The organism is Ramlibacter alkalitolerans (assembly GCF_016722765.1).
Taxonomy (GTDB): domain Bacteria; phylum Pseudomonadota; class Gammaproteobacteria; order Burkholderiales; family Burkholderiaceae_C; genus Ramlibacter; species Ramlibacter alkalitolerans.
Genome location: NZ_JAEQND010000003.1, coordinates 166418 through 190201, shown reverse-complemented (window position 1 = coordinate 190201; position 23784 = coordinate 166418). Strand labels below are relative to the sequence as shown.

At 72.2% G+C, this 23784-nt stretch carries 24 protein-coding genes; 13 read left to right on the top strand and 11 right to left on the bottom strand.

From position 1 onward, the window contains the following. Positions 1-15: 15 nt before the first annotated feature. A complete protein-coding gene (locus JI746_RS06280; RefSeq protein ID WP_201687948.1) occupies positions 16-471 on the top strand; it encodes a hypothetical protein in 456 nt (151 codons plus the stop codon). A gap of 5 nt (positions 472-476) precedes the next feature. On the opposite strand, the gene JI746_RS06275 is transcribed toward JI746_RS06280, so the two are convergent. The 6 genes from JI746_RS06275 to JI746_RS06250 all read right to left on the bottom strand — a co-directional run bounded on the left by JI746_RS06275 (position 477) and on the right by JI746_RS06250 (position 6744). After that, complete coding sequence (locus JI746_RS06275) at positions 477-1142, bottom strand: HAD family hydrolase (protein ID WP_201687947.1); 666 nt, start codon at positions 1140-1142, stop codon at positions 477-479. A 19-nt stretch (positions 1143-1161) separates the two neighbouring features. Next, a complete protein-coding gene (locus JI746_RS06270) occupies positions 1162-1980 on the bottom strand; it encodes a formylmethanofuran dehydrogenase subunit C (protein ID WP_201687946.1) in 819 nt (272 codons plus the stop codon). Next, the gene (fhcD, locus tag JI746_RS06265) at positions 1977-2891 is read right to left on the bottom strand and encodes a formylmethanofuran--tetrahydromethanopterin N-formyltransferase (RefSeq protein WP_201687945.1); all 915 of its coding nucleotides are present in this window, start codon (positions 2889-2891) and stop codon (positions 1977-1979) included. The genes JI746_RS06270 and fhcD overlap by 4 nt, the downstream gene beginning before the upstream one ends. Then, positions 2891-4564, bottom strand: coding sequence for a formylmethanofuran dehydrogenase subunit A (locus tag JI746_RS06260; protein WP_201687944.1), 1674 nt, complete (start codon positions 4562-4564; stop codon positions 2891-2893). Before JI746_RS06260 ends, fhcD begins: the two co-directional genes overlap by 1 nt. Then, positions 4561-5796, bottom strand: coding sequence for a molybdopterin-binding domain-containing protein (locus tag JI746_RS06255; protein ID WP_201687943.1), 1236 nt, complete (start codon positions 5794-5796; stop codon positions 4561-4563). Before JI746_RS06255 ends, JI746_RS06260 begins: the two co-directional genes overlap by 4 nt. Before the next feature lie 213 nt (positions 5797-6009). Continuing rightward, complete coding sequence (locus JI746_RS06250) at positions 6010-6744, bottom strand: HisA/HisF-related TIM barrel protein (protein ID WP_236599614.1); 735 nt, start codon at positions 6742-6744, stop codon at positions 6010-6012. Here JI746_RS06250 and JI746_RS06245 point away from each other — a divergent pair. From JI746_RS06245 to JI746_RS06235, 3 genes are read left to right on the top strand one after another with little or no spacing between them, the layout of a single operon-like run. Beyond that, entirely contained in the window at positions 6743-7726 is a 984-nt protein-coding gene (locus tag JI746_RS06245) for an ATP-grasp domain-containing protein (RefSeq protein ID WP_201687942.1), read from the top strand. The two genes, JI746_RS06250 and JI746_RS06245, sit on opposite strands and share 2 nt — an antisense overlap. Then, positions 7713-8783, top strand: a complete 1071-nt coding sequence (locus tag JI746_RS06240; RefSeq protein ID WP_201687941.1) for a hydantoinase/oxoprolinase family protein — start codon at positions 7713-7715, stop codon at positions 8781-8783. Before JI746_RS06245 ends, JI746_RS06240 begins: the two co-directional genes overlap by 14 nt. 3 nt (positions 8784-8786) lie before the next feature. Continuing rightward, positions 8787-9461, top strand: a complete 675-nt coding sequence (locus JI746_RS06235; protein ID WP_236599613.1) for an amino acid kinase family protein — start codon at positions 8787-8789, stop codon at positions 9459-9461. On the opposite strand, the gene JI746_RS06230 is transcribed toward JI746_RS06235, so the two are convergent. The 5 genes from JI746_RS06230 to JI746_RS06210 are packed head-to-tail and all read right to left on the bottom strand — an operon-like array spanning position 9408 to position 14647. Continuing rightward, positions 9408-10130: a (5-formylfuran-3-yl)methyl phosphate synthase gene (locus JI746_RS06230; protein ID WP_201687940.1), complete on the bottom strand. Its 723-nt coding sequence runs from the start codon at positions 10128-10130 to the stop codon at positions 9408-9410. The genes JI746_RS06235 and JI746_RS06230 overlap by 54 nt on opposite strands. Continuing rightward, a complete protein-coding gene (locus JI746_RS06225) occupies positions 10127-10714 on the bottom strand; it encodes a DUF447 domain-containing protein (protein ID WP_201687939.1) in 588 nt (195 codons plus the stop codon). Before JI746_RS06225 ends, JI746_RS06230 begins: the two co-directional genes overlap by 4 nt. Continuing rightward, entirely contained in the window at positions 10711-12114 is a 1404-nt protein-coding gene (locus tag JI746_RS06220; RefSeq protein WP_201687938.1) for a DUF6513 domain-containing protein, read from the bottom strand. The genes JI746_RS06225 and JI746_RS06220 overlap by 4 nt, the downstream gene beginning before the upstream one ends. Beyond that, positions 12093-12662, bottom strand: a complete 570-nt coding sequence (locus JI746_RS06215; protein WP_201688185.1) for a flavoprotein — start codon at positions 12660-12662, stop codon at positions 12093-12095. The genes JI746_RS06220 and JI746_RS06215 overlap by 22 nt, the downstream gene beginning before the upstream one ends. Next, positions 12659-14647, bottom strand: coding sequence for a sigma-54-dependent Fis family transcriptional regulator (locus JI746_RS06210; protein WP_201687937.1), 1989 nt, complete (start codon positions 14645-14647; stop codon positions 12659-12661). The genes JI746_RS06215 and JI746_RS06210 overlap by 4 nt, the downstream gene beginning before the upstream one ends. 213 nt (positions 14648-14860) lie before the next feature. Here JI746_RS06210 and JI746_RS06205 point away from each other — a divergent pair, with 213 nt between their 5' ends. The 9 genes from JI746_RS06205 to JI746_RS06165 all read left to right on the top strand — a co-directional run bounded on the left by JI746_RS06205 (position 14861) and on the right by JI746_RS06165 (position 23712). After that, complete coding sequence (locus tag JI746_RS06205) at positions 14861-15349, top strand: dihydroneopterin aldolase (protein ID WP_201687936.1); 489 nt, start codon at positions 14861-14863, stop codon at positions 15347-15349. 15 nt (positions 15350-15364) lie between these two features. Next, entirely contained in the window at positions 15365-16396 is a 1032-nt protein-coding gene (locus JI746_RS06200) for a beta-ribofuranosylaminobenzene 5'-phosphate synthase family protein (protein WP_201687935.1), read from the top strand. A gap of 3 nt (positions 16397-16399) precedes the next feature. Then, positions 16400-17305, top strand: a complete 906-nt coding sequence (locus tag JI746_RS06195) for an NAD(P)-dependent methylenetetrahydromethanopterin dehydrogenase (RefSeq protein ID WP_201687934.1) — start codon at positions 16400-16402, stop codon at positions 17303-17305. A gap of 5 nt (positions 17306-17310) precedes the next feature. After that, a complete protein-coding gene (locus tag JI746_RS06190) occupies positions 17311-18447 on the top strand; it encodes an ATP-grasp domain-containing protein (protein ID WP_201687933.1) in 1137 nt (378 codons plus the stop codon). After that, positions 18444-19424 carry a methenyltetrahydromethanopterin cyclohydrolase gene (gene mch, locus JI746_RS06185; RefSeq protein WP_330892956.1) on the top strand — a complete coding sequence of 327 codons (981 nt, stop codon included), beginning with the start codon at positions 18444-18446 and terminating at the stop codon, positions 19422-19424. The genes JI746_RS06190 and mch overlap by 4 nt, the downstream gene beginning before the upstream one ends. Further along, positions 19421-20374, top strand: coding sequence for an ATP-grasp domain-containing protein (locus JI746_RS06180; RefSeq protein ID WP_201687931.1), 954 nt, complete (start codon positions 19421-19423; stop codon positions 20372-20374). Before mch ends, JI746_RS06180 begins: the two co-directional genes overlap by 4 nt. After that, on the top strand, positions 20371-21261 hold the full coding sequence (locus JI746_RS06175; RefSeq protein WP_330892955.1) for a triphosphoribosyl-dephospho-CoA synthase: 891 nt from the start codon (positions 20371-20373) through the stop codon (positions 21259-21261). The genes JI746_RS06180 and JI746_RS06175 overlap by 4 nt, the downstream gene beginning before the upstream one ends. Positions 21262-21352: 91 nt before the next feature. Further along, positions 21353-21859, top strand: coding sequence for a formaldehyde-activating enzyme (fae, locus tag JI746_RS06170; protein WP_201687929.1), 507 nt, complete (start codon positions 21353-21355; stop codon positions 21857-21859). 86 nt (positions 21860-21945) lie between these two features. Then, positions 21946-23712, top strand: coding sequence for a methanol/ethanol family PQQ-dependent dehydrogenase (locus JI746_RS06165; protein ID WP_201688184.1), 1767 nt, complete (start codon positions 21946-21948; stop codon positions 23710-23712). The last annotated feature ends 72 nt before the right edge of the window (positions 23713-23784 follow it).

Here is a 23784-nt window from a genome sequence, read left to right as displayed (position 1 = left end):
ATAGAGTGGGCGTCCATGAGTGATCTGTACGCCACCTTGCTGTCCTGGGCCATCACGCTGTCCGGGTACCCTGCACCGGCCGAGCCGCCCGTCGTCGTGGTCAAGCCACACGCCTTCTTCACCGAGCAAGCCTGCCACGGCCAGGAATGCAAGGTGCTCGGCTGGTACGCCGGCGGCAAGAACGTCTACATCGACGCGTCGCTCGACCCCGAGAACAACCTGTTCGCCAGCTCCATCCTCGTCCATGAGATGGTGCACTACCTGCAGGGTGTGGCGCGCGGCGACGACGCGCTCAAGGGCGGCGTGGCGTTCAACATCGCGCCTTCGTGCGAGCAGTCGATCCAGTGGGAGCACCAGGCGTATGCGGTGCAGCGCGAGTACATCCTGCGCTATGGGGCGTACCTGCCCGTCGGCGCGTCGATGCTGCACGTGCACTGCGAGCACGCGCAAGCCGATCCGGCACAGCGGTAAGGCGGCTACGCGTCGCGCAGGCTGATCACGGGCCAGCCCCGCGCCTGCGCCACGGCGAGCAGCCGGGCATCGGGGTCGACCGCGACGGGATCGCTCACCGCCTCCAGCAAGGGGAGGTCGTTCGCGGAATCGGAATAGAACCAGCTGTGCCCCAGGTCGCTCCAGCGCACGCCCTGCCCTGCCAGCCACTCCTGCACGTGCGTGCGCTTGTGTTCGCGAAAGCAGGGCTGGCCGACGATCTCCCCCGTGTAGTGCCCATCGGGTCCCAGCGCGGGCTGCGTGGCCAGCACCGTCTCCAGCCCGAGCACCGCGCCGAAAGCCTCCGCCACGAAGCGGGTCGTGGCGGTCACGAGCGCGCAGGCGCGGCCCGCGCCCTGGTGATGCTGGACCAGTTGGCGGGCGCGGCGCGGGATCTTCGGGGCGATCGTCGCGCGGAATTCGAGCAGCCACCGGGCCAGCGTGGCCGGCGCGTGCACGGCGAGCGCGCCGACGGTGAAGCGATGCATCTGCACCATGTCCACCGTGCCTTCGGCATAGCGTCGGCAGTACGCCAGGTACTGGTCCTCGAAGTCAGGCGGCAGCGCGCCGCGCGCCGCCAGGTGGCGCGTGAAGACCGATCCGCTGTCGAAGGGGATCAGCGTGTGGTCGAGATCGAACAGCGCGATGTCCATCGGCGGTGCCGGCCCGGCCTCAGTGCGGCAGGAGCCACTCGCCCTGGCCCTGCACGGCGAGGTCGCCCACCCAGCGCGTGAACGCGCGCCGCGGCAGGTCTTCGAAGCGCCCGCCGAGGCGCGCGAGGTCGCGCGCCAGCAGTTGCCAGATCACCCGGGCATCGGACGCCACGGGAACGAAGGTGGACGGCGGCGAAGGCGCGGCACCGGCGAAGACGATGCTGCCCCGGCGCATCGCCCACCCCGGGTGCCGCCCGCAGGCGCCGCCGATGGCGACGGTGCCGGCCACCATGCGCGAAGCCAGGAACTCGCCGGCATCGCCGTGGACGGCGACGGTGCCGCGGCGCATGCGGTCGGCCAGGCGCGCGCCGGCACTGCCGTGCACCACGAGTGTTCCGCCGCGCATGCCTTCCATGTCGCCCGGCAGGCCGCCGGCGGCGAAATCGCCGACGTCGCCCTCCACTTCCAGCCAGCCGCCGCTCATGGCGCAGCCTGCCAGCACGCCGGCGCTGCCGTGGACGCGCAGCGTGCCGCCGGCCATGCCGAGGCCGGCGCTGTCGCCGACGCTGCCGTGCAGCTCCAGGAGACCGTCCGCCATGCCGGTGCCGAGGCCGTCGAAGCGCGCCAGATCGCCTTCCAGCCGCAGGCACGGGCTCGCGTCGTCGACGCTTTCCGAGTTCACCGCGAACCACTCGCCCAGCGGCATGGACTCGCGTCCGTGCGGCAGGGGCAGCCGCAGCACCTCCTCCCGCGTCATCGCGCACAGCGCCGCCGGAACGATGCCGCGGCCGTCGATGCGCAGCGACGGCGCGGCACGCGCGACCAGCGTGTGCCTCATCGCCCTTCCCCCTGCGGCGCCAGCGCGTGCAACCGGAAGTGGAAGGGCCCGAGCTTGCCGCCGTAGTTGCCGGCCGAGATGCGCGTGATGCCCGCCTGCGCCCCGCGTTCCACCACGGCGGCGATGCCTGCGCGCATGGCCGCCGCCACATCGGCTTCGGCCAACCCGTCGATCACGATCTCCAGCACGCAGCGCACCTCCTCGTCGAGCTCGCTGCGGGGACTCAGGTGGACCAGCGAGGGACAGAACGCATCGTTGGTGGACGCGACCACCGCCGCATACTTGCTGCCCACCTTGGAACCGGAGCGCACCACGCCCCCCGGGAAGGGCAGGATCACGCCCGGCACGCTGCGCATCGCCTGCACGGCGGCGCTGGCGCCGGCGAGTGCCGTGTCGGTGTCGCGGGCCAGCAGCAGCAGGTTGCCGCCGCCCACGCCCTTGGTCACGGGCGTGGTTTCCTGCGCCACGAATTCGCCGTCCATCACGGGAACGCGCCAGTAGCGCACGCCCTGGATCACCTTGGACATCTGCCAGCCGTCGCCGAAGAAGCGCAGGTTGCGCCCGAGCGCCACCGGCTCGCCCTCGCGCAGGCCGGCGAACACCGCCGTCGTGGGGCAGGTCATCACGCATTGACCCACGCGTCGCTCCACCTGCCTGGCGAGTTCCTTGCCGGAGACGCCGAACAGCAGGATCGCGACGCCGGGGCGGCCGTCCGGCGTCTCTTCGCGCGCCAGTTCGCGCTCGATGCCCGCTTCGCAACCGCAGGCGATCACCGAAGTGGCCATGCCGGTGGCGCTGACCGCCGCATGCATCGCCCAGGTGCGCTCGTGCGCGGTGATCACCAGCCGCGTCGCCTTCATGGGGAAGGCCTCCGCGAAGCTGTCGTCGATGGCGACGCCGTTGATGCGCATCACACGCTCCGCGCCTCGCAGGCCGAGGGCAGCAGCCGTCCGCCGTTGCAGCAGGCACAGAGCTCGTCGTGGCCGATCACGGCATAGCGCTTGTGCACGCCCAGGGGGCGCTCGTCGAGCAGGCGCTCGACGCCCGGATCGAACTCGGGTTGCGCGAAGTGCGTGGCGCCCACCGGCGTGGCGACCACCCGGCCGTCGCGCACGACGGGTTCGCCGTCCTTGAAGACCCAGGCCGCGCGGGTGAACATCGCCTCCACGTCGCCCTGCTCCCGGTACACCGCGACATCCGCCGCCGCGCCGGGGCCGAGGTGGCCGCGCTCGCGCAATCCGAGCAGGCGGGCCGGCGCCGCGCGCGTCATGATCGCGATCTCCGACAGCGTCAGCTCGCGCGTGATGTGCTTCAGGGCCGACTGCGCCGCCACGTCCGGGTGCAGGCGCGCGAGTTGTTCGTCGCGGAAGGGCTTGTCCATCAGCAGGCGCATCAGGTGCGGGTAGCTGGTGAAAGGAGCGCCGTTCGGGTGATCGGTCGTCAGCACCACGCGCCACGGGTCGCGCACCTGCAGGAACAGCTCCAGGCCGATGCTCCACTGCAAGGCATTGACGTAGCTTTGCTCCCGATAGCGGAACGGCAGGACGCCGCAACCCGAGTCGCATTCGATGTCGGCGAGGATGCCCTTGCGCGGGTGCGACAGGTCGGCGTTGCCGTGCTGGCGCATCGTGTCGCCGGAGGCCGTGACGGTCTGCCCGAACAGCACCTGGCCGACGTCGATGGAGCAGTTCGGGTGCTTCTCCAGCGCCTCCGCCAGGGCCAGGGCGGCGGAAGAGAAACTGCGCGGACCGTCGGCGCCGTAGCAGTGGAACTGCACGTGCGTGAGGTGCCCGGGCAGGCCTTCCAGCGCCTCCATGGTCGCGAGGGTGGAGGCGATGTTGCCGGCGGCGCCGAGGTTGCTGGCGTGGATGTGCAGCGGGTGCGCCAGCCCGAGTTCGTGCACTGCGCGCGCGAGGGCGCCTATCACCTGCCGCGGCGTGACCTGCCAGTGCACGTGCGCCTGGTCGACATCGAGCTTGCGCTGGTTGAACTTGAAGGCGGAAATGCCGGCGGGGTTGACGACCTTCACGCCCAGCGCCTTGGTCGCATGCACCACCCAGCCCACGTAGTCGCGCAGGCGCTGCGGGTCGGTGCCTTTCGAAAGCAGTTCCAGGAACAGTTCGTCGTTCCCGAGCATCACGTAGGCGCCGTGGTCCACGATCGGCACGTCGCCCATTTCCATGTGGGCGTGGCGCGCGTTGCTGGCCGCCATCGCGGGCTCGAACACGGAGGTGTAGCCCATCTCCGCATAGCGGTAGCCGGTGGCCAGGGTGCCCGGTGCGCAGTTTCCGCAGGAGGGAAGCTCGAGGGCGTTGTCGGATCCGGCCGGGGCCGCGAACCCGCGCCGGTGGTCCTCCGGCAGCAGCAGCCGGGCGAGGTTCACCTTGCCGCCGCCGATGTGGCTGTGCAGGTCGACGCCGCCGGCCAGCACGATGCAGCCGCCGGCATCGATCTCCTCGTCGACTGCCTCGCGCGCATCGAGCGCCACGATGCGGCCCTCGCGCATCACCACGTCACGCACTTCGCCATCGACGCCGTTGGCCGGATCGAAGACGCGGCCGCCGCGCAGGCGCCGGGTCGTCATGCCGGCGACTCCAGGTGTTCCAGCAGGCGCGCCACGACTTGCGCCACGGCCGGCAGCGCGTCGTCGCGCGCGGCCACGAGCGGCACCACCACGCCGTCGGTGCGGAACAGGTGGCCCGCGGCGTTGAGACCCGGTGTGGCCACAGGCACGAAGACGCAGCGCCGGGCGACGTCGGCCTGCTGCAAGCGCGGTCCCATGCCGGGCGGGCCGAGCACGATCCGCGGCAGCCGGGTGGCCGGCGGCAGGCGCTCGGGTGCGAAGCTCCAGACCCACAGCAGGCCGTCGACCGCCTCGCCATCGAGCAGGCGCTGGCCGGCGAAACGGACGGGGTCGTGTTCCAGCCCGCCGGCCGTCGCGCGCGTGCGCAGCGGCAGGCCGGACATCCAGGTGAACACCTGTTGCACGGCATAGGCGCCGTCGCTGCCGCCCAGCGAAAAGGTCGCGGCGCGCGTGGTGCGATTGAGCGTGCCGGCGATGCGGTTCAGGAGTTCGACGGCCAGCGCGCCGTGCGCCGGCAGCATCGCAGCTTCCCATACCAGCACCCCATAGCGCGCCTCGCGCAGCATGGTGGCCAGTTCGGTGAGTTCGGGATCCGGGGCGCGGCATCGCGCTGGCACCAGCAAGGCCGCGAGTTGCTGCAGATCCGCCAGCAGGTCGCCGGAGCCAGCGATGCGCTGCACGGGGACGGCATCCGGCAGGCCCGGCGGCGGCTCCACCCCCAGGAACACGAGGCGCTTGCAAGGCGTGTCGGGCCGATCGAGGCCGCAGCGGCGGAAGAACTCCGGGTAGTGCGCGATGGCCTGCGTGCCGACGCAGACGACCACATCGGCGCGGGCGCGGATCTCGGCCAGCGTGGTGTAGCACTGCCCGCGGTCCTGCACGGCACGCGCGCCGTGCATCAGCGACTCGCCGTCGCCGTGGTCGCAGATCGCGCCCGTGCGGGCAGCGAGCCGGAACAGCGCGCGCGCTCCCGCCATGTCCGTGCCCAGCCCGCCCAGCAGCGGCTGGCGCCAGCGCGCCAGCCGGCGCGCCGCCTCGGCGATCGCCTCCTCCTGCGGCGCGACGCCGCCATCGATCCATGCAGCGGGTGCCTCGCCCCCCGCGTGCGCCGCAAGCCCGGCCCGGGCGCGCGGGCAGTCGGTCCCGCGCAGCACCAGCGCCGGCGCAGCGCGCTCCAGCGCGAAACCATCGCACAGCAGCGAACAGAAGGGGCAGGTCCAGTCGGGCTCCACCCTGGGGTCGACCGCAAGGGGTGTGCCAAGTCGCCCGTCGGGCAGCGCAGGTGCGAAAAGCGCAGTCTGACCTGCGGCAGTGGAACAGTGTGTGACGCGCTGCGCCGCAGCAGCGCGTGAACCGGGCGCGTCGGCGGCAGCCAAACGGGCCTGGCCCCTGGGCCTGGCATGGCACGGTTCCTGATTCGCCAGCCCATGGCCGGGCATTCGGGTTCAGGCGATCTGCAAGGTGCCGTCGTGCAGCGCACTGGCCACCAGCCAGCCCGCCGCGCCGCCGGCCTGCGCCGCCTGCAGGTCGGCCGCGTCGCGCACCCCGCCGGCGCCGATCCAGGTGCGGTCCGGCGCCAGCGCGCGCAGGCGCGAGAAGGTCTCCAGGTCGGGGCCGCTGCCGGCGCCGACGCGGTCCAGCGTCATCACGATCACCGTCCGCGGCCAGGCCTGCGGGCGCTGCCAGCTGCCGGAGGGATCGAGCGGGCGCGCCAAGCGGGAATCGAGCGAGAGGATGGCATCCGGCTCGCGGGCCACCTCGTCCAGCGCCGCGGCGCTGGCGAGCGACTCGCTGCCGTACACCGGCCGCACGCGCCCCGCCGCCGCCGGGCCGATCGCGGCGCGCAGCGCCTGCACCGCCGCCGGTTCGGCAAAGCCCGCATCGAGCCAGAGCACCAGGTCGGGCTGCGCCTGCAGCAGGTCGACGAGCACCGCCGCCTGCACCGGCCCGCCCTGGATGGCGTCGAGGTCGGCGACGTACAGCACGGGCTCGCGTCCGGCCACAGGCGGTGCGGCGGCGCGCAGGCCGCGCGCCACATCGCGCGGCGCACTGCCGTCGGCCAGCCGCGAAACGATCGGCCGGTAGGCGTGGCGCTCGCCGCGCACGCCGCGCACGACCTGGCCGCCCATGAGGTCGAGCACCGGGATGACCTGGATCCCTGCATTGTCCGGAGAAGGCATGACTCGCATCTTCGTGTATGAACCCCTGAGCGCCGACGACCCCGAAACCGCCCGGGCGCTGGGGCCCGGCAGCGCTGCGCATGAAGAGATGCGCGCCGCCGGCCGCGCCATGCGCGACGCCCTTGCCGCGGACCTGGCGCACATCGAGGGAGTCGCGGTCACCGTCGCGGCGGGCGAGCAAGAGGCAGGCCATGCGCTGCGCCTGGCCAGGCCGGCCGCGGGCGAATCCTCGCTCGCCTTCGTGCGCCGGCAGTCCTTGCAGCACGAACTGTGCTGGATCGTCGCACCCGAGTCCGGCGGGCTGCTGCTGCGCCTGCACGAGGCCGTGGGCGAAGCGCGCTGGATCGGCTGCAGCGCCGCGGCGATCCGCGTCACGGCCAGCAAGTGCGCCACGGCCGCGGTGCTGACGGCGGCGGGCGTCGCGACGCCGCTCGCCTTCGCGGCGCAGCATCGCGGCGCCTGGATCGTCAAGCCCGACGACGGCGCCGGCACCCTGCAGACCCGCCGCCATCCCAGCCGCACCGCGGCGCAAGCCGACCTGCAGGACCGGCGGGCAGCGGGCCAGCAGGCCGTGATGGAGCCGTTCGTCGAAGGCGAGCCGCTCTCGCTCTCGATGATCGTCGGTCCGGATCTTGCACGGGCGCTGGCAGTGAACCGGCAGCGCCTGGCCATGGACGCCGACGGCTGGCTGCAGGACCTGGGCGTGCAGCCAGCCGCCATCGCGCCCGGGGACGCGCGCACGCCGATGCTGCATGCGCTCGCCGCCCGCGTCGCTTCGGCCATCCCGGGGCTGCGGGGCTACGTCGGGGTCGATGTGGTGTGGAACGAAGGAGGAGGACCGGTGGTCATCGAAGTCAATCCGCGCGTGACCTGCGCGTACGTGGGGCTCTCGGCGATCCTGCGGCGCAATGTGGCGCAGGACATCCTGGCCCTGCAGCCGACGGCCCTGGACAGCAAGGCGAGTGCCGATGTCGCGGCCTGAGGCCCTGCAGCTCCAACTCGGCTGGGACATCGGCGGCGCCCACGTCAAGGCCTGCCTGCTGCAAGGCGGCACGCTGCGCGACATCGCCCAGTGGCCCTGCCCCTTGTGGCAGGGCATGGAGCACCTGGCCGCGGCGCTGGGCCAGGCGCGTTCCCGCTGGTCGGGCGCGTGGGAAGCCGGCGTGGCACACGCGGCCACCATGACGGGAGAAATGGTCGACCTGTTCGAGGACCGCGCCGAGGGCGTGGCGCGCATCGCCGGCCAGCTCGCGGAGGTGCTCGGGCCGTCGCTGCGCCTGTTCGACGCCGGAGGCGGCTGGCGCAGGCCGGGCGAAGCCGGCCCCGGATGGCGCTCCATCGCCTCGGCCAACTGGCAGGCGACGGCACGCGTGCTCGCGGCGCGCTGCGGCGATGGCGTGCTCATCGACATCGGCAGCACCACCACCGACCTGATCCCGCTGCGGGGCGGACGCGTGGCGGCACAAGGTGCCAGCGACGCCGAGCGGCTGGCCACGGGCGAGCTGGTCTACCAGGGCGTGGTCCGCACGCCCCTGTGCGCGCTGGCGCCGCGGGTGCCCTGGGGCGGCGGCGGCGTGAACGTGATGAACGAATTCTTCGCCACCACGGCGGACGTCTACCGGCTGACCGGCGAACTGGCGGCCAGCCACGACCAGGCCGGCACCGCCGACGGCCGCGGCAAGGACGCGCAGTCCACCCGCCAGCGCCTGGCGCGCATGGTGGGCCGCGACGCTGCCGATGCGAGCGCAGCCGAATGGCTGGCCCTCGCCCGCTGGTGGAAGGAGGCGCAGCTGCGCGAAATCGGCACGCAGCTCGCGCGCGTGGCGGCGGACGCCCGCCTGCCCGCCGACGCACCCGTGGTCGGCGCCGGCTGCGGCGCCTTCCTCGCCGCCGACCTGGCGCGCCGCTGCGGCCGGCCCTTCCTGCGCTACGCCGAAGTCGCCTTGCCGGCCGGCGGGCCCGACGCCGCGCTGGCCGACTGGGCCGACGTCTGCGCCCCGGCGGTTTCCGTGGCGCTGCTCGCCTGCGAGCGGGAATGAGCGATGTGGATCGTCAAGCTCGGTGGCAGCCTCGCGCATGACCCGCGCCTGGTGCAGTGGCTCGCCCTGCTGGCGGAGCTGGGCGGCGGCCGGGTGACGGTGGTGCCCGGCGGCGGCGCCTTCGCCGACGCGGTGCGCGCCTCGCAGCGCCACTGGCACTTCACCGACCTGCCCGCCCACAACATGGCCGTGCTCGCCATGGCGCAGACCGCACACCTGTTCCACGCGCTGGAACCGCGCCTGGCCCTGGCAGCGGACGAGGCCGGCATCCGGCGCGAGCTGCATGCCGGGCACCCGGCCCTGTGGCTGCCCTTCGGCCTGCTGCGCGACGCACCGGACCTGCTCACCACCTGGGACGTGACGAGCGACAGCCTCGCGCTGTGGCTGGCGCGGGTGCTCAACGCGGAGCGCCTGATCCTGGTGAAGGCCTGCAAGGTGCCGCCGGGGAGCAGCTTCGCGGAGCTGTCGGCCCAGGGCGTGCTCGATGCGCGCTTCGCGACCTGGGCGCGCGAAGCGCCCTTCCCGATCGAGGTGGTGGAATGCGACGCGATGGAGCAGGTGCGCGATGCGCTGCTCGGGCGCACCGCCTTCAGGCCGCCGGTGACGCTGGCGCGCGTGGTGGCTTCACGCAGCGGCAGCCAGCGGGGCGCACGTCCCCGCCGCAAGCCGGCGGCGTAGCAGCCGCACGCGCCGCGGGTCCAGCACCGCGGTGCGGGCACCGCGCGTGACGGCGCCGCGAAAGCCCGCGAAGTCCGGCGCCAGCGCGCGCAGCGCAGGCGCATCCTCGGCGCGCAGCGACCCGGCCAGGCCGGCCAGCGCGCCACCCGCGTGCACCGCCTCCACGAAAGCTGCCAGCGACGCGAGCGGCAGGCGTTCCAGCAGGCTGCCCCGGCGCTTTTCCGCCGTGTCGACCATCAGCGCCGGGAACGACGCGTACTCCAGCGCGTGCGCGACCAGGGATTGGTCCACGCCACCGTCGACGACGAGCACCGGCACGATGTTCGCCGGGCAACCCGCCAGCGCATCGACCAGTCCACGCGCCGCGCCAGGCGCCGACGGCACCGGCCAGAGGCCGACCTTCACGTAGTCGACCCCGCAGGAGGCCACGCGCGCCACCCGGCGCAGGATCTCGCGCTGCTCGCCCACGGGAAGATCGCCCACCGTGGCGCTGATGCGCAACTGCGGATGGCGCAGCCGCAGTGCGGACACGATCTGCGCGATGTGCTCCGGCACCAGGGCGCCGAGGGCGCCGTCCGCCGGCTCCTTCAGGTCGATGAGATCGGCGCCGGCCTGCGCGGCGGCCAGCGCCTCGTCGAGGTCGCGCACGCTCACGAGCAGCCGCATCATGCGGCCTCCGGCGTCAGCGCGCGGTGCCGCGCCACCGCTTCCAGCAGCCAGAGCCACGCTTCCATCTCCTCCGGGCCCGCCGTCTTGTCGATGGCGATCTGCAGGTAGGCCAGTTCGCCTTCGATCTTCTCGCGCGGCAGCAGGTGCAGCCGGCTGACCAGCACCGCACCCTCGATCACGGCGGCCTGGGCCCGGTTGAAGCCGGGGAACGCCGAGTGCTGGGCCTCGTGCATGCGGACCAGGCGCAGCGTCGGGCGCTGCGCGTCTTCGCTGGCCTGCGTCAGGCACAGCAAGGCATGCGAATGGGCGCAGGCGAGCCGCACGGCGGTGGAGCCGTCCGGCGCGTTGACCGGCACGGTGGGCCAGTCGCGCAGGCGCGTGACGCAGCCGGCGAACACGCGCACGTCGGTGATCACGTTGAGGACGGCGCGCCGCGTGGCGAGGATGTTGTCCAGGGTCTGCGAGGGCCGGAACGGTTTCAGCACGACCTCGCCCTCGAGATAGCGCACGCCCATGGGCGCGACGTGCACCTGGCCCGCCGGCGAGCAGGTGGTGACCACCGTCTCGAAGATCCGTTCGCTCATTTCGCTCCCCTGTCCGTCATCGTCGTGCCCGGCGCCTTCCAGCGCAGCAGGTCCTCGCGTTCGCGGTCCACGGCGCAGCCCCAGTCCAGCGGCTGGTCCTGCACGTAGCGCTTGCCGAGCTGCCAGGCGATCTGCGCCCGCGCCACTTCGACGCCGATGTAGAAGGCATGGCTGGCGTCGTCCTGCAGCCGCAGCTGCGGCCACAGCGCGAAGGGATCCTGCGCCACGTGCAGGCCCTCGCGGTTGTAGACGTGCACGCCCTGCTGCGACACCTGCACGCGGAAGTTGGGGTCGCGCACCTGGCTGGCGATGGCCGCGATTTCCTCCGGTGCGTCGGGAAACGGGCTTTTCGCGTGCACGGTCATGAGCTGGTCGCTCAGGCCCTTGGGCAGCAGCTGCTGCGAAACGGCGGCATGCATGATCCGGCGGGCCCAGTCCGCCTCGCGCACGGCACGCCGTGCATGCGGGCTGACCTGCGTGGTGAGGATGGCGCTGGCGCCCAGTTCGGCCGCGATGCCCATCATCACCGCGTTGATCCCGCTCGTGTCCGCCTCCACCAGCTCGGTGAGGTTGCCCACCCCCATCAGGATGGCCACCTCGGGAAAACGCTCCCGCAGCCGCTGGTAGCGCACCAGCGATGCGAGCAGGCCGTAAGGGATCGGATCGAGGATCGCGTCGGCGAGGAAAGGCCGGCCGCTGGCCTGCATGCGTTCCACGGCCTGCCACAGCGATGCCTCGTCGGTTGGGTCGCGGGCGATCACCACCGGGGTGGCAGCCACCTCGTCGGCGATCCAGAGGGTGTCGAGCGTGAGGCTCAGGAGGTAGTCGGCGCCGGCCCGGCCGCCGCGCAGCAGCTCCTGGCTGTCCTGCGAATCGACGCTGACGCGCAGGCCGCGCTCCTTGAGCGCCCCCACGCTGTCTTCGAGGTGGGGAAAAGGCGTGTCCGGCAGGCCGCCGAGGTCGATCACGTTGGCGCCGTCGGCGGCAAAGGCCAGCGCCCGATCGACGATGGCGTCCACCGGCAGGCGCGGCGCATCGACGATCTCCGCGAAGATGGCGATCGCATAGGCGTCCAGGTCCACCGGGCGGGCCTGGCGGCGGAAGAACTGCGGCAGGTCCTTCAGCTCCTCCGGGCCGCGCTGCACCGGGATGCCGAAATGCGCCGACAGCGCCTCCAGGTCGCCGCGGCAGCGGCCCGGCAGCAGGATGCGGTCGGCAGCCACCGGCGGCGCCACGCGGCGCTGCACCATGTCCGCCGTCATGAGCGCGGCGACCTGCAGTCCGATCTCGCGCACTTCCCAGGTGAAGGGCGCATCGCTGCCCGGCGGCGCGACCTGGCCCAGCACGCGCTGCAACGCCGGCTCGGCCAGCCGGCCGGTCAGGAAGACGATGTGTTCCATGCGAGGGACAGGGCCTGCAGGCGGGCGCCCAGCGCGGCTTCGAGCTCCGCGATCGAGCAGGCGACGCTGCAGTGGTCGATCGCGCGCAGGCGCTCCAGGTTCTCGAATTCGATGCGGCGCGGCCGCAGCACCACCCAGTCGTGCGGCGCCCGGGTGACCACCACGGGTTCGGTGTCGCAGGCGAACACGTAGCTCGGGATGCCCAGCTTGCCGGCCTGGGCGAACATGTTGGTGGGCAGCGTGTCGCTGATCCCGAAGGCGCACTTGGCCACGGTGTTGCTGGTGGCGGGCGCCACGACCAGGGTGTGGTAGTGCTCCTCGTACAGGGTGCCGACCGGAACCGAGCTGGCACTCTTGTCGCGGAAGATGCGGAAGCGGTCGCGCAGCGATTCGAGCCGCACGCCGTACATCGGCAGGACCTCCTCCGCCGCCGCGGACAGGAACAGGTCGACCCGCGGCAGCCGCTGCGCCAGCGCGATCGATTCCAGCAGGAAATGGCCGGAGCCGGTGAGGCCCCAGGCGAAGCGGCCGCCGGCGGCCGTCCTCAGCCGCTGTGCGTCACCGGGATGAGCAGCTTGTGCATCCGGCGGTACAGAGTGTTGCGGCTCACGCCCAGCGACTTCGCCACGTGGCTCACGTTCCAGCGTTGCGCCTCCAGCAGGTTGACCAGCGACTGCCGCTCCTTGGCCAGCTGGGGCGGCAGCACCGGTGCCTCCGGGGCCGGGGCCACGGGACTGGCCGGCGGCTGCGCGGTGGGCACGCCCAGCGAGGGGAAGTGCTCCAGCCCCAGCGGCGCCCCGGCCGCCAGCGCCACCGCGCTGCGCAGCACGTGGTGCAGTTGTCGGAGATTGCCAGGCCATGGATGGCGTAACAGCAAGTCCCAGGCCGCTGTGGTGACGGCGGCATCGCTGCGGCCTTCGGCCACCAGCAGGTTGCGGATGATCTCGGCGCGGTCGGTGCGCTCGCGCAGCGGCGGCAGTTGCAGCTCGATGCCGGCGAGCCGGTAATAGAGATCCTCGCGGAAGGTGCCCTCGGCGACCATGTCGGCGAGATTGCGGTGGCTCGCGCTGATCAGCTGGAAGTCGACCGGACGCGTTTCGTCGGTCCCGAGCGGGGTGACCATGCGCTCGTCCAGCACGCGCAGCAGCCGCGCCTGCAGCGGCAAGGGCATGTCGCCGATCTCGTCGAGGAACAGCGTGCCGCCATCGGACTGCATGATCTTGCCGCGCCGGCCGCCCTTCTCGGCGCCCGTGAAGGCGCCGGCGCGGTAGCCGAACAGCTCCGCCTCGATCAGGGTGTCCGGCAGGCTGGCGCAATTGATCGCCACGAAGGGGCCGTCCGAGCGGTTGCCCGCCACGTGCACGGCGCGCGCGAACACCTCCTTGCCGGCGCCCGTCTCGGCGCGCAGCAGCAGCGGCGTGCCGCCGGCGATCACGCGCCGGGCGGTGGCGAGGTGCGCCACCAGCCGCGGGTCGCCGAAGGTCGCGGCGGGCAGGCCGGGGCCGGCGGGCAGCCGGTTCATGCGGGCGGCCGGCACCAGCGCCGCCGAGGAAGGAGGCGGGACCAGCCGCGGTCGCGTCGGGATCGCAAGCTTGGGCGGACCGCCGTTTTCCTCCCCCGCGGGCAGGCGTGCCACAGCGAAGAAGCGGTTGGCGGCATGGGCGCGGTAGGTGACGATCGGGTGGAAGGCGGCGCGGTGGCTGCGTTCCAGCATGTCGTCGAGCGTGGTCTGGAAGATCTGTTCGAGCTTGGCGCCGCGCAACTGGCCGTGGCTCATCTCCAGCTGCATCAGGGCGCTGCGGTTGGCCGCCAGGATGCGGCCGCTGTCGTCCACCACCAGCTTGCCTTCGTGCAGCGTGTAGACGAATTCGGGGCGGCTGTGGAAGTGGATCGGGTGCGCCTCGCGGAAGCGCATGTCGATCAGGCGGTTCTCGATCATGCGGGCCGTCATGCCCAGCAGCAGCAGCAGGTGCTTCTGCGGCTGCACCGAGCGGCTGCTCACGTCCAGCACCGCCGTCATCTGGCCGGCGGGGTCGTAGATCGGGACGGCGGAACAGGTCAGGCCCGTGTACTGGCTCAGGAAGTGGTCGGCCTGCTGCACCACCACCGGCCCGGCCTCCACGACGCAGGTGCCCATGCCGTTGGTGCCGACCTCGGCCTCGCTCCACACGGCGCCGACTTCGAGGCCCAGCGGCTGCGCCAGCCGCTCGAATTCCTGCGAGGTCACCATGTGCAGGATCACGCCGTCGGTATCGGTCAGGACCACGGCCAGCTCGGGATCGCCGAGCTGCTGGTACAGGGTGGTCATCTCGTAGCGCGCGCAGTCGATCACCGCCGACATGCGGCGCAGGCGCGTGGGCAGGTCCGTGCTTCCCAGCACCGGCGGCCTGCGCGGTTCGCTCGGATCGAGCCCGTGCTCCTTGATGCAGCGGGCCCACGAGTGCGCCACGGCGTCGCTCGTGATGTAGAGCATTCCACCGCGCACCACATCGTTCACACGATGCGCATGCGCGAGCGAATCCGAATTCGGCATGAGTTTGTCTCCCCCTGCTGTGCCTGCCGGGGGACGTGTCCCGGGCAGTGCGTCAACATTCTGGAACAGACTGTCGCGCACCGCTTGAGGAATTTGTGAACTTCCGTACCGGGCACTTCCATGCTCGCCGCGGACGGCAGTGCGGCCGGCGCGAAACCAATGGCGCGCAAGTTGCTTCGACTGCCCGCAACGAAGCATCTGCGGGGGGTCTCCATGTTCCAGGTCCTTGACCATGCCGCCGTGGGCGAGCGCCTGCCGGGCGCCGCCGCGCCGGAACCGCTGGACCTGGTCTTCATCGAAGGCTTCACCGGCCACACGGTGATCGGCATCCACGACAACGAACTGCACCGGCCGCAGCCCCTGGAAATCGACGTCTGCGCCGGTGTGCCGCGCGTGCGGGCCTGCGAGACCGACTGCATCGCGGACACCATCGACTATGGCGAACTGCGCCAGCGCATCCACGGCCTGCTGCAGGAGCACGGGGTGCGGCTGCTCGAAGCGCTGGCGGAGCAGATCGCCCGCATCGCCATCGACGACTTCCACGCCCACTGGGTGCGGGTGCGCATCGCCAAGCCGCGCAAGTTCGAGGACACGGCGGCGGTCGGCGTGATGATCGAGCGCCGGCGCGAGCCCCGGGCGCTGCCGCCACGCAGCGCCACGTTGCGGCTGATCGGCCAGGGCCTGGTTCCCGGCAGCCGCTGAATCCCGCGGCCCGCCATGCACACCGAGTTCGACACCGGCGTCGCAGCGGCCAGCCGCTCCTGGCCCTTCGGCCGGGTGCAGGTGCACGCGCCCGGCCGGCTGCACCTGGGCTTCCTCGATCCGGCCGGCACGCTCGGGCGGCGCTTCGGCAGCCTGGGGCTGGTGATCGACGGGCCGCAGACGCACGTCGAGCTCGGGCCGGCGTGCGCGGACAGCTTCGACGCTCCGGCCCGCGACCAGGATGCGCTGGCGCGGGCGCGCGCCCACGTCGAGACCCTGCGCCGCGCCACCGGCTGCCGCACGCCGCTGGCCCTGCGCCTGCGCAGCGTGCTGCCGGCGCACGCGGGGCTCGGATCGGGAACGCAGCTCGCACTCGCGGTGGGCAGCGCCTTCTGCGCCGCCTTCGACATCCCGCTCACCACCCCGCAACTCGCTTTCGCGCTGGGGCGCGGCGCGCGCTCGGGGGTCGGCGTGGCAGGCTTCGAGAAGGGCGGCCTGCTCGTCGACGGCGGCCCGCGCGCCGACGGCTCCCCGGCGGCCCTGCTGGCACGCGTGGACCTGCCGGCCGCCTGGCGGGTGCTGCTGGTGCTCGACCCGCGCTTGCAGGGACTCAGCGGCGCCGCCGAGAAGGCGGCCCTGGCGCGCCTCGCGCCGCTGCCCCGCGCGGCGGCGGCGGACATCTGCCACGAGGTCCTGATGCGCGTGCTGCCCGGTGCGGCCGGGGCCGAATTCGAGCCTTTCGCCGCTGGCCTCACGCACATCCAGCAGTTGCTGGGCGAGCACTTCGCCCCCGCGCAGGAGGGCCGCGGCTTCGCCAGCGAGGCGGTGGAACGCCTGCTGCGCTGGGTGGCCCGCAACTCGCAGGCCGGCATCGGCCAGAGCTCCTGGGGACCGACCGGCTTCGCCTTCCTGCCCTCGGAGGCGCAGGCGCATGCGGTGCTGGCTGCGGCGCGCGCGGCCGGCGTCGTCGATGCCGGCCTGGCCGTGCAAGTGATCCGCGCCCGCAACCAGGGCGCCACCGTGTCCGATCAGCGCGCAGGAGCTTGAACCATGGAACGTCCCTACATCCTGCACATGTTCACGCCGGGCCCGCAGATGAGCCCGTTCGACGTCAACATGGCCGCCGACGCCGGCTACCAGATCCTCACGCCCTACTGCCACGTCACCCTGGAGGGCATCACCGGGCTGACGCAGGACGCGATCTTCTCGCGCGGGCCCAAGGGCGCGGCGCGCACCGGGCTCTTCGTCGGCGGGCGCGACGTGATGCTGGCCGACGAGATGATGGACCACGTCCGCAAGGCCATGGTGCCGCCCTTCATCGTCTCGGTCTGCGCCGACCCGAGCGGCGCCTACACCACGGCGGCAGCCATGGTGGCCTGCACCGAAGCCGCCTTGCGCCACGGCAGCAAGGAAGGCCTGGCGGACGCACAGGTGCTGCTGCTGGGCGGCACGGGTCCGGTCGGCCGCATCGCCGCCGTGCTGTGCGCCCGCGAAGGCGCGCGGGTGAGCCTGGGCAGCCGCAAGGGAGCCGACGCCCAGCAGGCGGCGCGCCAGACCGGCGAGCGCTTCGGCGTCGCCCTGCAGGGCGCGCCCACCGGCACCGCGGAAGAGTTGCGTGCGGCGCTGGCCAAGGCCGACGTGGTGATGGGCGTCGCCGCGGCGGGCGTGCAGGTGGCGAGCGAGGCGGACCTGGCGGTCGCCAGGCGGCTGCGCGTCGCCGTCGACATCAACGCGGTGCCGCCGGCCGGTATCGCCGGACTCGGCGCCATGGACGACCGCAAGCCGCTGGCCGGCACGTCGGCGGTCGGCATCGGCGCGCTGGCGGTGGGCAACGTCAAATACCAGGTGCAGCACCGGCTGCTCTCACGCATGCGCGAGGCCGAGCGTCCGGTCGCCTATGGCTTCGCGGAGGCCTTCGCGACCGCGCGCGAGGTGGTCGCCGAGAAGAGCCGCTGACGGGCATGGCTGCCACCGTCGTCGTCGCCGGGCTGAGCGCGCGGGTGCTCGCCGAGTCGGCACGGCAGGCCGGCTGGCAGGTGATCGCGCTCGACCTGTTCGGGGACGCCGACACGCGCCGCGCCGGCCTGCGCTGGCACCGCATCGGCGATCCGGGCACCTGCACCATCGAGCCGGCCTTGCTGCGGCACGCCTTGCACCTGGCCGCGGGCGAGCGCGGTGCGATCGGCTGGGTCGCCGGCAGCGGCTTCGAGGCCGCGCCCGAGCTGCTGCAGGCGCGGATCCCGGGCCTGCCCTTCCTGGGCATGGCGGGCGCGGCGTTGCGGGCCGTGCGCGAGCCGGCTTCCTTCTTCGGCCGGCTCGATCGTCTCGGTCTGCCCCACCCCGAGGTTGCCTTCGAGCCGCCCGCCAGCCCCGAAGGCTGGCTGGCGAAAAGCGCCGCCGGATGCGGTGGCTGGCACATCCGCCCGGCGCGCGAAGGCGCAAGCGGTCCTCCGGTGTACTGGCAACGGGTCCATCCCGGCGAACCGATGTCGGCCCTGTTCCTGGCCGATGGCGCGCAGGCGCGGCTGGTGGCCCTGAACCGGCTGATTGTGCGCCCGCTCGGCGCCCTGCCCTACGTCTATGCGGGCGCCGTCGGCCCGGTGCACGACGCAGCCCTCGCCCGCGAACTGGAGCAGGCCCTGGCCGCGCTCGTGCCGGCCTTCGGCCTCCGCGGGCTGGCCAGCCTCGACTTCCTGGCCCATGCCGGGAGGGCCTGGCTGCTGGAAATCAATGCGCGCCCTTCGGCGACCATGGCCCTGCACGGCGACACCTGGCCGGACGGCCTGCTGCAGGCCCATGTGCAGGCGCTCGCCGGTGCGCTGCCGGCCGCTGCGCCCGCCCATCCAGCGGGTGTGCGCGGCTGCCTGACCGTCTTCGCCGGCCGCGAATGCCGCGTCGGCCTCTCGCTGGCCGCCGAACTGGCGCAGTCACCCGCCTGCCATGACCTGCCGCCGCCGGGCCTGCGTTTCGGCCCCGGCGAACCGGTGTGCACCGTCAGCGCGGCCGCAGCCGACGAAGACGCCGTGCTGGCCGGACTGGAGGCGCGCGCACGCGGCGTGCTCCGCCGCCTGAGTCCTTGCGAGGAGCTGGTCGCGTGAACACCGATGCCCCCAGCGTCAATGGCCTGGCCGCCCCGCTGCTCGCGCAGCTCGTTGCGCAGGCCGATCGCCTGCGCATCGCGGTCACGCGCGAGGCGTCGGGGCTGACCCTCATCGATGCGGGCATCGCCGTGCCGGGCAGCATCGCGGCCGGCCTGCAGATCGGCGCCTTGTGCATGGGTGGCCTGGGCGAGGTGCGCCTGGCCGGCCTGCCGCGCGAAGGCTGGCCGACCTGGCTGCAGGTGCGCAGCTCGCAGCCGGTGCTGGCCTGCCTGGCGAGCCAGTACGCCGGCTGGAGCCTGGCGGCCAGCAAGGAGGAAACCGGCGGCCGCAAGTTCTTCGCCCTCGGCTCCGGGCCGGCGCGCGCCCTGGCCTGCAAGGAGCCGCTGTTCGAGGAACTGGCCTACCGCGACCGCGCCGACAGCGGCGTGCTCGTGCTGGAGGTGGACCGGCCGCCGCCGCCCGTCGTGATCGACAAGGTGCTGCGCGACTGCGCCCTGCAGCCGGCGGGCCTGGCGATCGTGCTCACGCCGACGGCCAGCCTGGCCGGAACGACCCAGGTGGTCGCCCGCGTGCTGGAGGTGGCGCTGCACCGGGCCCACGGGCTGGGCTTTCCCTTGCACCACATCCTCGAAGGCAGCGCCTGCGCGCCCCTGCCGGCGGTGGGCGCCGACGGCCTGCAGGCGATGGCCCGCACCAACGACGCCATCCTCTATGGCGGCCAGGTGCACCTGACGGTCGGCGGCGAGGCCGACGCCGCCCGCGAACTCGCGCTCAAGCTGCCCTCCGCCAATTCGCGCGACCACGGCCGCTCCTTCGGCGCGCTGTTCGAGGCCGCCGGCTACGACTTCTACCAGCTCGATGGCGCCCTGTTCGCGCCCGCCGAGGTCTGGGTGAGCCACGTCGGCTCGGGCCAGACCTGGCACGCCGGGGGCCTGCACATGGGGCTGTTGCGCGAGCTGTGGCAGCAGGCATGAGCGAGGTTCTTCCCTTGCGCGCCGGCCTGCGCGTGGCGATCATGAGCGACGAGACCGGCTGGCACACCCGCCAGCTGCTGCGCGCCCTGCGCGAGCGCGGCTGCGCCGGCCGCTGCATCGACCTGGCGCAGTGCCGCATCGCCACCCCGCATGCGTGGCACGGCCTCGTCCTCCCCGGCTTCGGCGAGTCGCTGCCGGACGCGGTGATCGTCCGCGGCATCGCCGGCGGCAGCTTCGAACAGGTGACCAAGCGCCTGGGCATCCTGCACGCGCTGCGCGAGTTCGGCGTGCCGGTCTACAACGACGCCCGCGCGATCGAGCGCAGCGTCGACAAGTCCATGACCAGCCTGCTGCTGCACGCCGCCGGTGTGCCGACGCCGCCGACCTGGGCGATGGAATCGGCGGCCGCCGCGCAGCAACTCGTCACCCGCGAAAGCGCCGCCGGCCGCTCGCTCGTGCTCAAGCCGCTGTTCGGCTCGCAGGGCCAGGGCCTGCAGCGCATCGGCTGGGTCGACGGTGCGCACGTGCCGCTGCCGCCGCTGGAGGGCCCCTACGGCAGCCTCGCCTACCTGCAGCGTTTCGTCGCCGCACCGGCGCACGACTACCGCGTGCTGGTCGTCGGCGGCACCGCCGTGGCGGCCATGCGCCGCGTGAGCGAGGACTGGGTGCACAACGTGGCGCGCGGCGCCCGTTGCGAGCCGCAGTCGCTCAGCGCAGGCATCGGCCCCGAACTGGCAAGGCTGGCCGAGGCGGCGAGCCGCGCGCTGGACATGGATTACGCCGGCGTCGACCTACTGCCGGCCGCCGACGGCCCCCAGGTCATCGAGGTCAACGGCGTGGCCGCGTGGCAGGGGTTGCAGCGTGTCACGCCCTTCAACATCGCCCAGGCGCTGGTGCGCGACCTGCTGGACCGCAAATGCCCGGCCTCCGCGTTGCGCCGGCAGGCGTGAAGCCCGCAGACACCCTGCCCGCCCCGGCGCGGGCGGAATTCGGCCGACGCGCCTTCCTGCGCGCCTGCGCGCTCGACGTGCAGGTGCGCAAACCGGGCAACGTGAGCATAGCCTCGCCCGGCCACGGCATGGAAGCGTGCCACTTCAAGGCGGCGGCGGCCGCGGCGGCCGGGCCGATCAGCTCGGCCGGCGCCGGGGTCGGCGAGCGCATCGAGGTGGCGGTGCGCGCTGCCTGGCAGGCCACCCACTGCAACACCAACCTGGGCATCGTGCTGCTGTGCGCGCCGCTGCTGGCCGCCTTCGAACGGCGCGGCGGCGAGGGCGGGCCCGGCGCCCTGCGCGAGGCGCTGGAGGAGGTGCTGGCCGCACTCGACCTGGAGGACGCCCGCGCGGCCTACCGCGCCATTGCGGTCGCCAACCCCGGCGGCCTGGGCCGTGCGCCGGCGCAGGACGTGGCCGAAGCACCCAGCGTGGGCCTGCGCGAGGCGATGGCGCTGGCGGCCCACCGGGACCGCATCGCCTGGCAGTACCTGCACGCGTTCGCGGACATCTTCGAGCTGGGACTGCCCGCCTTCCTCGCGGCGGCCGGTGCGCCGGGCCGCGGCATGCAGCGCACCTTCGTGGAATTCGTGGCGGGCCTGCCCGACTCACACATTGTGCGAAAGCACGGCGACGCCGTGGCGCAATGTGTCATGAGCGAGGCGGCGCAGTGGCGCACCCGCGCCCGCGGCGGGGAAGTCCTGGACGACGACCCGGCCTTCGCCGCCTGGGACGAACACCTCAAGGCGCGCCGCCTGAACCCCGGCACCAGTGCGGATCTGTGCGTCGCCGTGGCCCTGGTGGCGGCCTTGACGCAGGCGCAGCCGCCGTCTTCGCGTTTCTACTGAGTCGAGCCGGCATGGAATGTGTGAGCGGACTCGTGCGCCGCGGCGGAAGCCGGGCGAGTCCCATCCCCCACAACGGACCGGAGGAACGCACATGGCCAAGATCGACCGCATGCTGGTTGGAGAATCCCTCGTCGGCGAGGGCAACGAAGTCGCCCACATCGACCTCATCATCGGGCCGCGCGGCTCGCCCGCCGAAACCGCCTTCGCCAACGCCCTGGTGAACAACAAGGACGGCTTCACCTCGCTGCTGGCGGTGGTGGCCCCGAACCTGATCGCCAAGCCGGCCACGGTGATGTTCAACAAGGTCACCATCAAGGGCGCCAAGCAGGCCGTCCAGATGTTCGGCCCGGCGCAACATGCCGTCGCCCTGGCCGTCGCCGACTGCGTCGAGGACGAGACGATCCCGAAGGCCGAGGCCGACAACCTGTTCATCTGCGTCGGCGTCTTCATCCACTGGCAGGCCGAGGACGACAAGAAGATCCAGGACTTCAACTACCGCGCCACCAAGGAAGCCATCAAGCGCGCGGTGAACAACGAGCCGACCGCCGCCGACGTCGTCGCCCGCAAGGCGACCGCCGCCCACCCGTTCCAGGCCTGAGCTCCCCCGCTGTTCGCAATTTCAAAGGAGACATTGATATGGCAAGACCCCGTGTCCCATGGCGGCAGTTCCTCGCCGCCGCCGCGATGCTCGTGCTACCCGCGCTGGCCCACGCCAATGCGGATGTGGAAAAGAACATCGCCGACCCGAAGAACTGGGCGATGCAGGCTGGTGACATGTACAACCAGCGCTACAGCAAGCTCAAGCAGATCAATACCGGCAACGTCGGCAAGCTGCAGGTCGCGTGGACCTTCTCCACCGGCGTGCTGCGCGGCCACGAGGGCTCGCCGCTGGTCATCGGCGACATGATGTACCTGCACTCGCCCTTCCCGAACAAGGTGTTCGCGATGGACCTGAACACCCAGAAGCTGATCTGGAAATATGAGCCGAAGCAGGATCCGGCCGTGATCCCGCAGATGTGCTGCGACACCGTCAACCGCGGGCTGGCCTATGCCGAAGGCAAGGTCTTCCTGCAGCAGGCCGACAGCATGCTCGTCGCGCTCGACGCGAAGACCGGCAAGGTGGTCTGGTCGGTGAAGAACGGCGATCCGAAGCTGGGCGCGGTGAACACCAACGCCCCCCACGTCTTCAAGGACAAGGTCATCACCGGCATCAGCGGCGGCGAATGGGGCGTGCGCGGCTACATCACCGCCTACGACATCAACAGCGGCAAGCAGGTCTGGCGCGCCTACAGCACCGGCCCGGACGCCGAGATGCTGATGGACCCGCAGAAGACGATGACCTGGACCGACGGCCGCATGGCGGCGGTGGGCCCGGACTCCTCGCTCAAGACCTGGCAGGGCGACCAGTGGAAGATCGGCGGCGGCACCACCTGGGGCTGGTACAGCTACGACAAGGCCACCAACACGATGTACTACGGCACGGGCAACCCGTCCACCTGGAACCCGGCGCAGCGCCCGGGCGACAACAAGTGGTCGATGACCATCTTCGCCCGCGACGTCGACACCGGCATGGCCAAGTGGGTCTACCAGATGACTCCGTATGACGAGTGGGACTTCGACGGCGTCAACGAGATGATCCTGGCGGACATCAACGTCAAGGGCCAGCCGCGCAAGGCGCTCGTGCACTTCGACCGCAACGGCTTCGGCTACACGCTGGACCGCACCACGGGCGAACTGCTGGTCGCCGAAAAGTACGACCCGAAGGTGAACTGGGCCACCGGCATCGACATGAAGTCGGGCCGCCCGATCGCGGTGAAGAAGTATTCGACCGCGGCCAACGGACCGGACGTGAACACCAAGGGCGTCTGCCCGGCGGCGCTCGGCTCGAAGGACCAGCAACCGGCCTCGTTCGACCCGAACACCAAGCTGTTCTACGTGCCGACCAACCACGTCTGCATGGACTACGAGCCCTTCAAGGTCGAATACACCGCCGGCCAGCCCTACGTCGGCGCCACCCTGTCGATGTACCCTGCCCCGCAGAGCCATGGTGGCCTGGGCAACTACATCGCCTGGGACGCCGGCACCGGCAAGATCGTGCAGACCAAGGCCGAGAAGTTCTCCGTCTGGAGCGGCGCGCTCAACACGGCGGGCGGACTGTCCTGCTACGGCACGCTGGAAGGCTACCTGAAGTGCGTGGACGCGAAGAACATCAACAAGGAACTCTTCAAGTTCAAGACGCCCTCGGGCATCATCGGCAACGTGTTCACGTATGAACACAAGGGCAAGCAGTACATGGGCGTGTTCTCGGGCATCGGTGGCTGGGCCGGCATCGGCATGGCCGCGGGCCTCGAGAAGGACACCGACGGCCTCGGCGCCGTGGGCGGCTACCGCGAACTGAACCAGTACACCGAACTGGGCGGATCACTGACCGTCTTCACGCTGCCGAACTGAGCAGGTGCAACAAGGCGATCGCGCGGCTCGTTCGCGCGATCGCCTTTCCCAATTCGAAATCGCAGTCCGGAA

Bases quoted from the DNA above. Each gene is read 5' to 3' on its own strand.
- JI746_RS06280 (WP_201687948.1), top strand. From the start codon at position 16: ATGAGTGATCTGTACGCCACCTTGCTGTCCTGGGCCATCACGCTGTCC.
- JI746_RS06275 (WP_201687947.1), bottom strand. From the start codon at position 1,142: ATGGACATCGCGCTGTTCGATCTCGACCACACGCTGATCCCCTTCGAC.
- JI746_RS06270 (WP_201687946.1), bottom strand. From the start codon at position 1,980: ATGAGGCACACGCTGGTCGCGCGTGCCGCGCCGTCGCTGCGCATCGAC.
- fhcD (WP_201687945.1), bottom strand. From the start codon at position 2,891: ATGCGCATCAACGGCGTCGCCATCGACGACAGCTTCGCGGAGGCCTTC.
- JI746_RS06260 (WP_201687944.1), bottom strand. From the start codon at position 4,564: ATGACGACCCGGCGCCTGCGCGGCGGCCGCGTCTTCGATCCGGCCAAC.
- JI746_RS06245 (WP_201687942.1), top strand. From the start codon at position 6,743: ATGACTCGCATCTTCGTGTATGAACCCCTGAGCGCCGACGACCCCGAA.
- JI746_RS06250 (WP_236599614.1), bottom strand. From the start codon at position 6,744: ATGCCTTCTCCGGACAATGCAGGGATCCAGGTCATCCCGGTGCTCGAC.
- JI746_RS06240 (WP_201687941.1), top strand. From the start codon at position 7,713: ATGTCGCGGCCTGAGGCCCTGCAGCTCCAACTCGGCTGGGACATCGGC.
- JI746_RS06235 (WP_236599613.1), top strand. From the start codon at position 8,787: ATGTGGATCGTCAAGCTCGGTGGCAGCCTCGCGCATGACCCGCGCCTG.
- JI746_RS06230 (WP_201687940.1), bottom strand. From the start codon at position 10,130: ATGATGCGGCTGCTCGTGAGCGTGCGCGACCTCGACGAGGCGCTGGCC.
- JI746_RS06225 (WP_201687939.1), bottom strand. From the start codon at position 10,714: ATGAGCGAACGGATCTTCGAGACGGTGGTCACCACCTGCTCGCCGGCG.
- JI746_RS06220 (WP_201687938.1), bottom strand. From the start codon at position 12,114: ATGGAACACATCGTCTTCCTGACCGGCCGGCTGGCCGAGCCGGCGTTG.
- JI746_RS06210 (WP_201687937.1), bottom strand. From the start codon at position 14,647: ATGCCGAATTCGGATTCGCTCGCGCATGCGCATCGTGTGAACGATGTG.
- JI746_RS06205 (WP_201687936.1), top strand. From the start codon at position 14,861: ATGTTCCAGGTCCTTGACCATGCCGCCGTGGGCGAGCGCCTGCCGGGC.
- JI746_RS06200 (WP_201687935.1), top strand. From the start codon at position 15,365: ATGCACACCGAGTTCGACACCGGCGTCGCAGCGGCCAGCCGCTCCTGG.
- JI746_RS06195 (WP_201687934.1), top strand. From the start codon at position 16,400: ATGGAACGTCCCTACATCCTGCACATGTTCACGCCGGGCCCGCAGATG.
- JI746_RS06190 (WP_201687933.1), top strand. From the start codon at position 17,311: ATGGCTGCCACCGTCGTCGTCGCCGGGCTGAGCGCGCGGGTGCTCGCC.
- JI746_RS06180 (WP_201687931.1), top strand. From the start codon at position 19,421: ATGAGCGAGGTTCTTCCCTTGCGCGCCGGCCTGCGCGTGGCGATCATG.
- fae (WP_201687929.1), top strand. From the start codon at position 21,353: ATGGCCAAGATCGACCGCATGCTGGTTGGAGAATCCCTCGTCGGCGAG.
- JI746_RS06165 (WP_201688184.1), top strand. From the start codon at position 21,946: ATGCTCGTGCTACCCGCGCTGGCCCACGCCAATGCGGATGTGGAAAAG.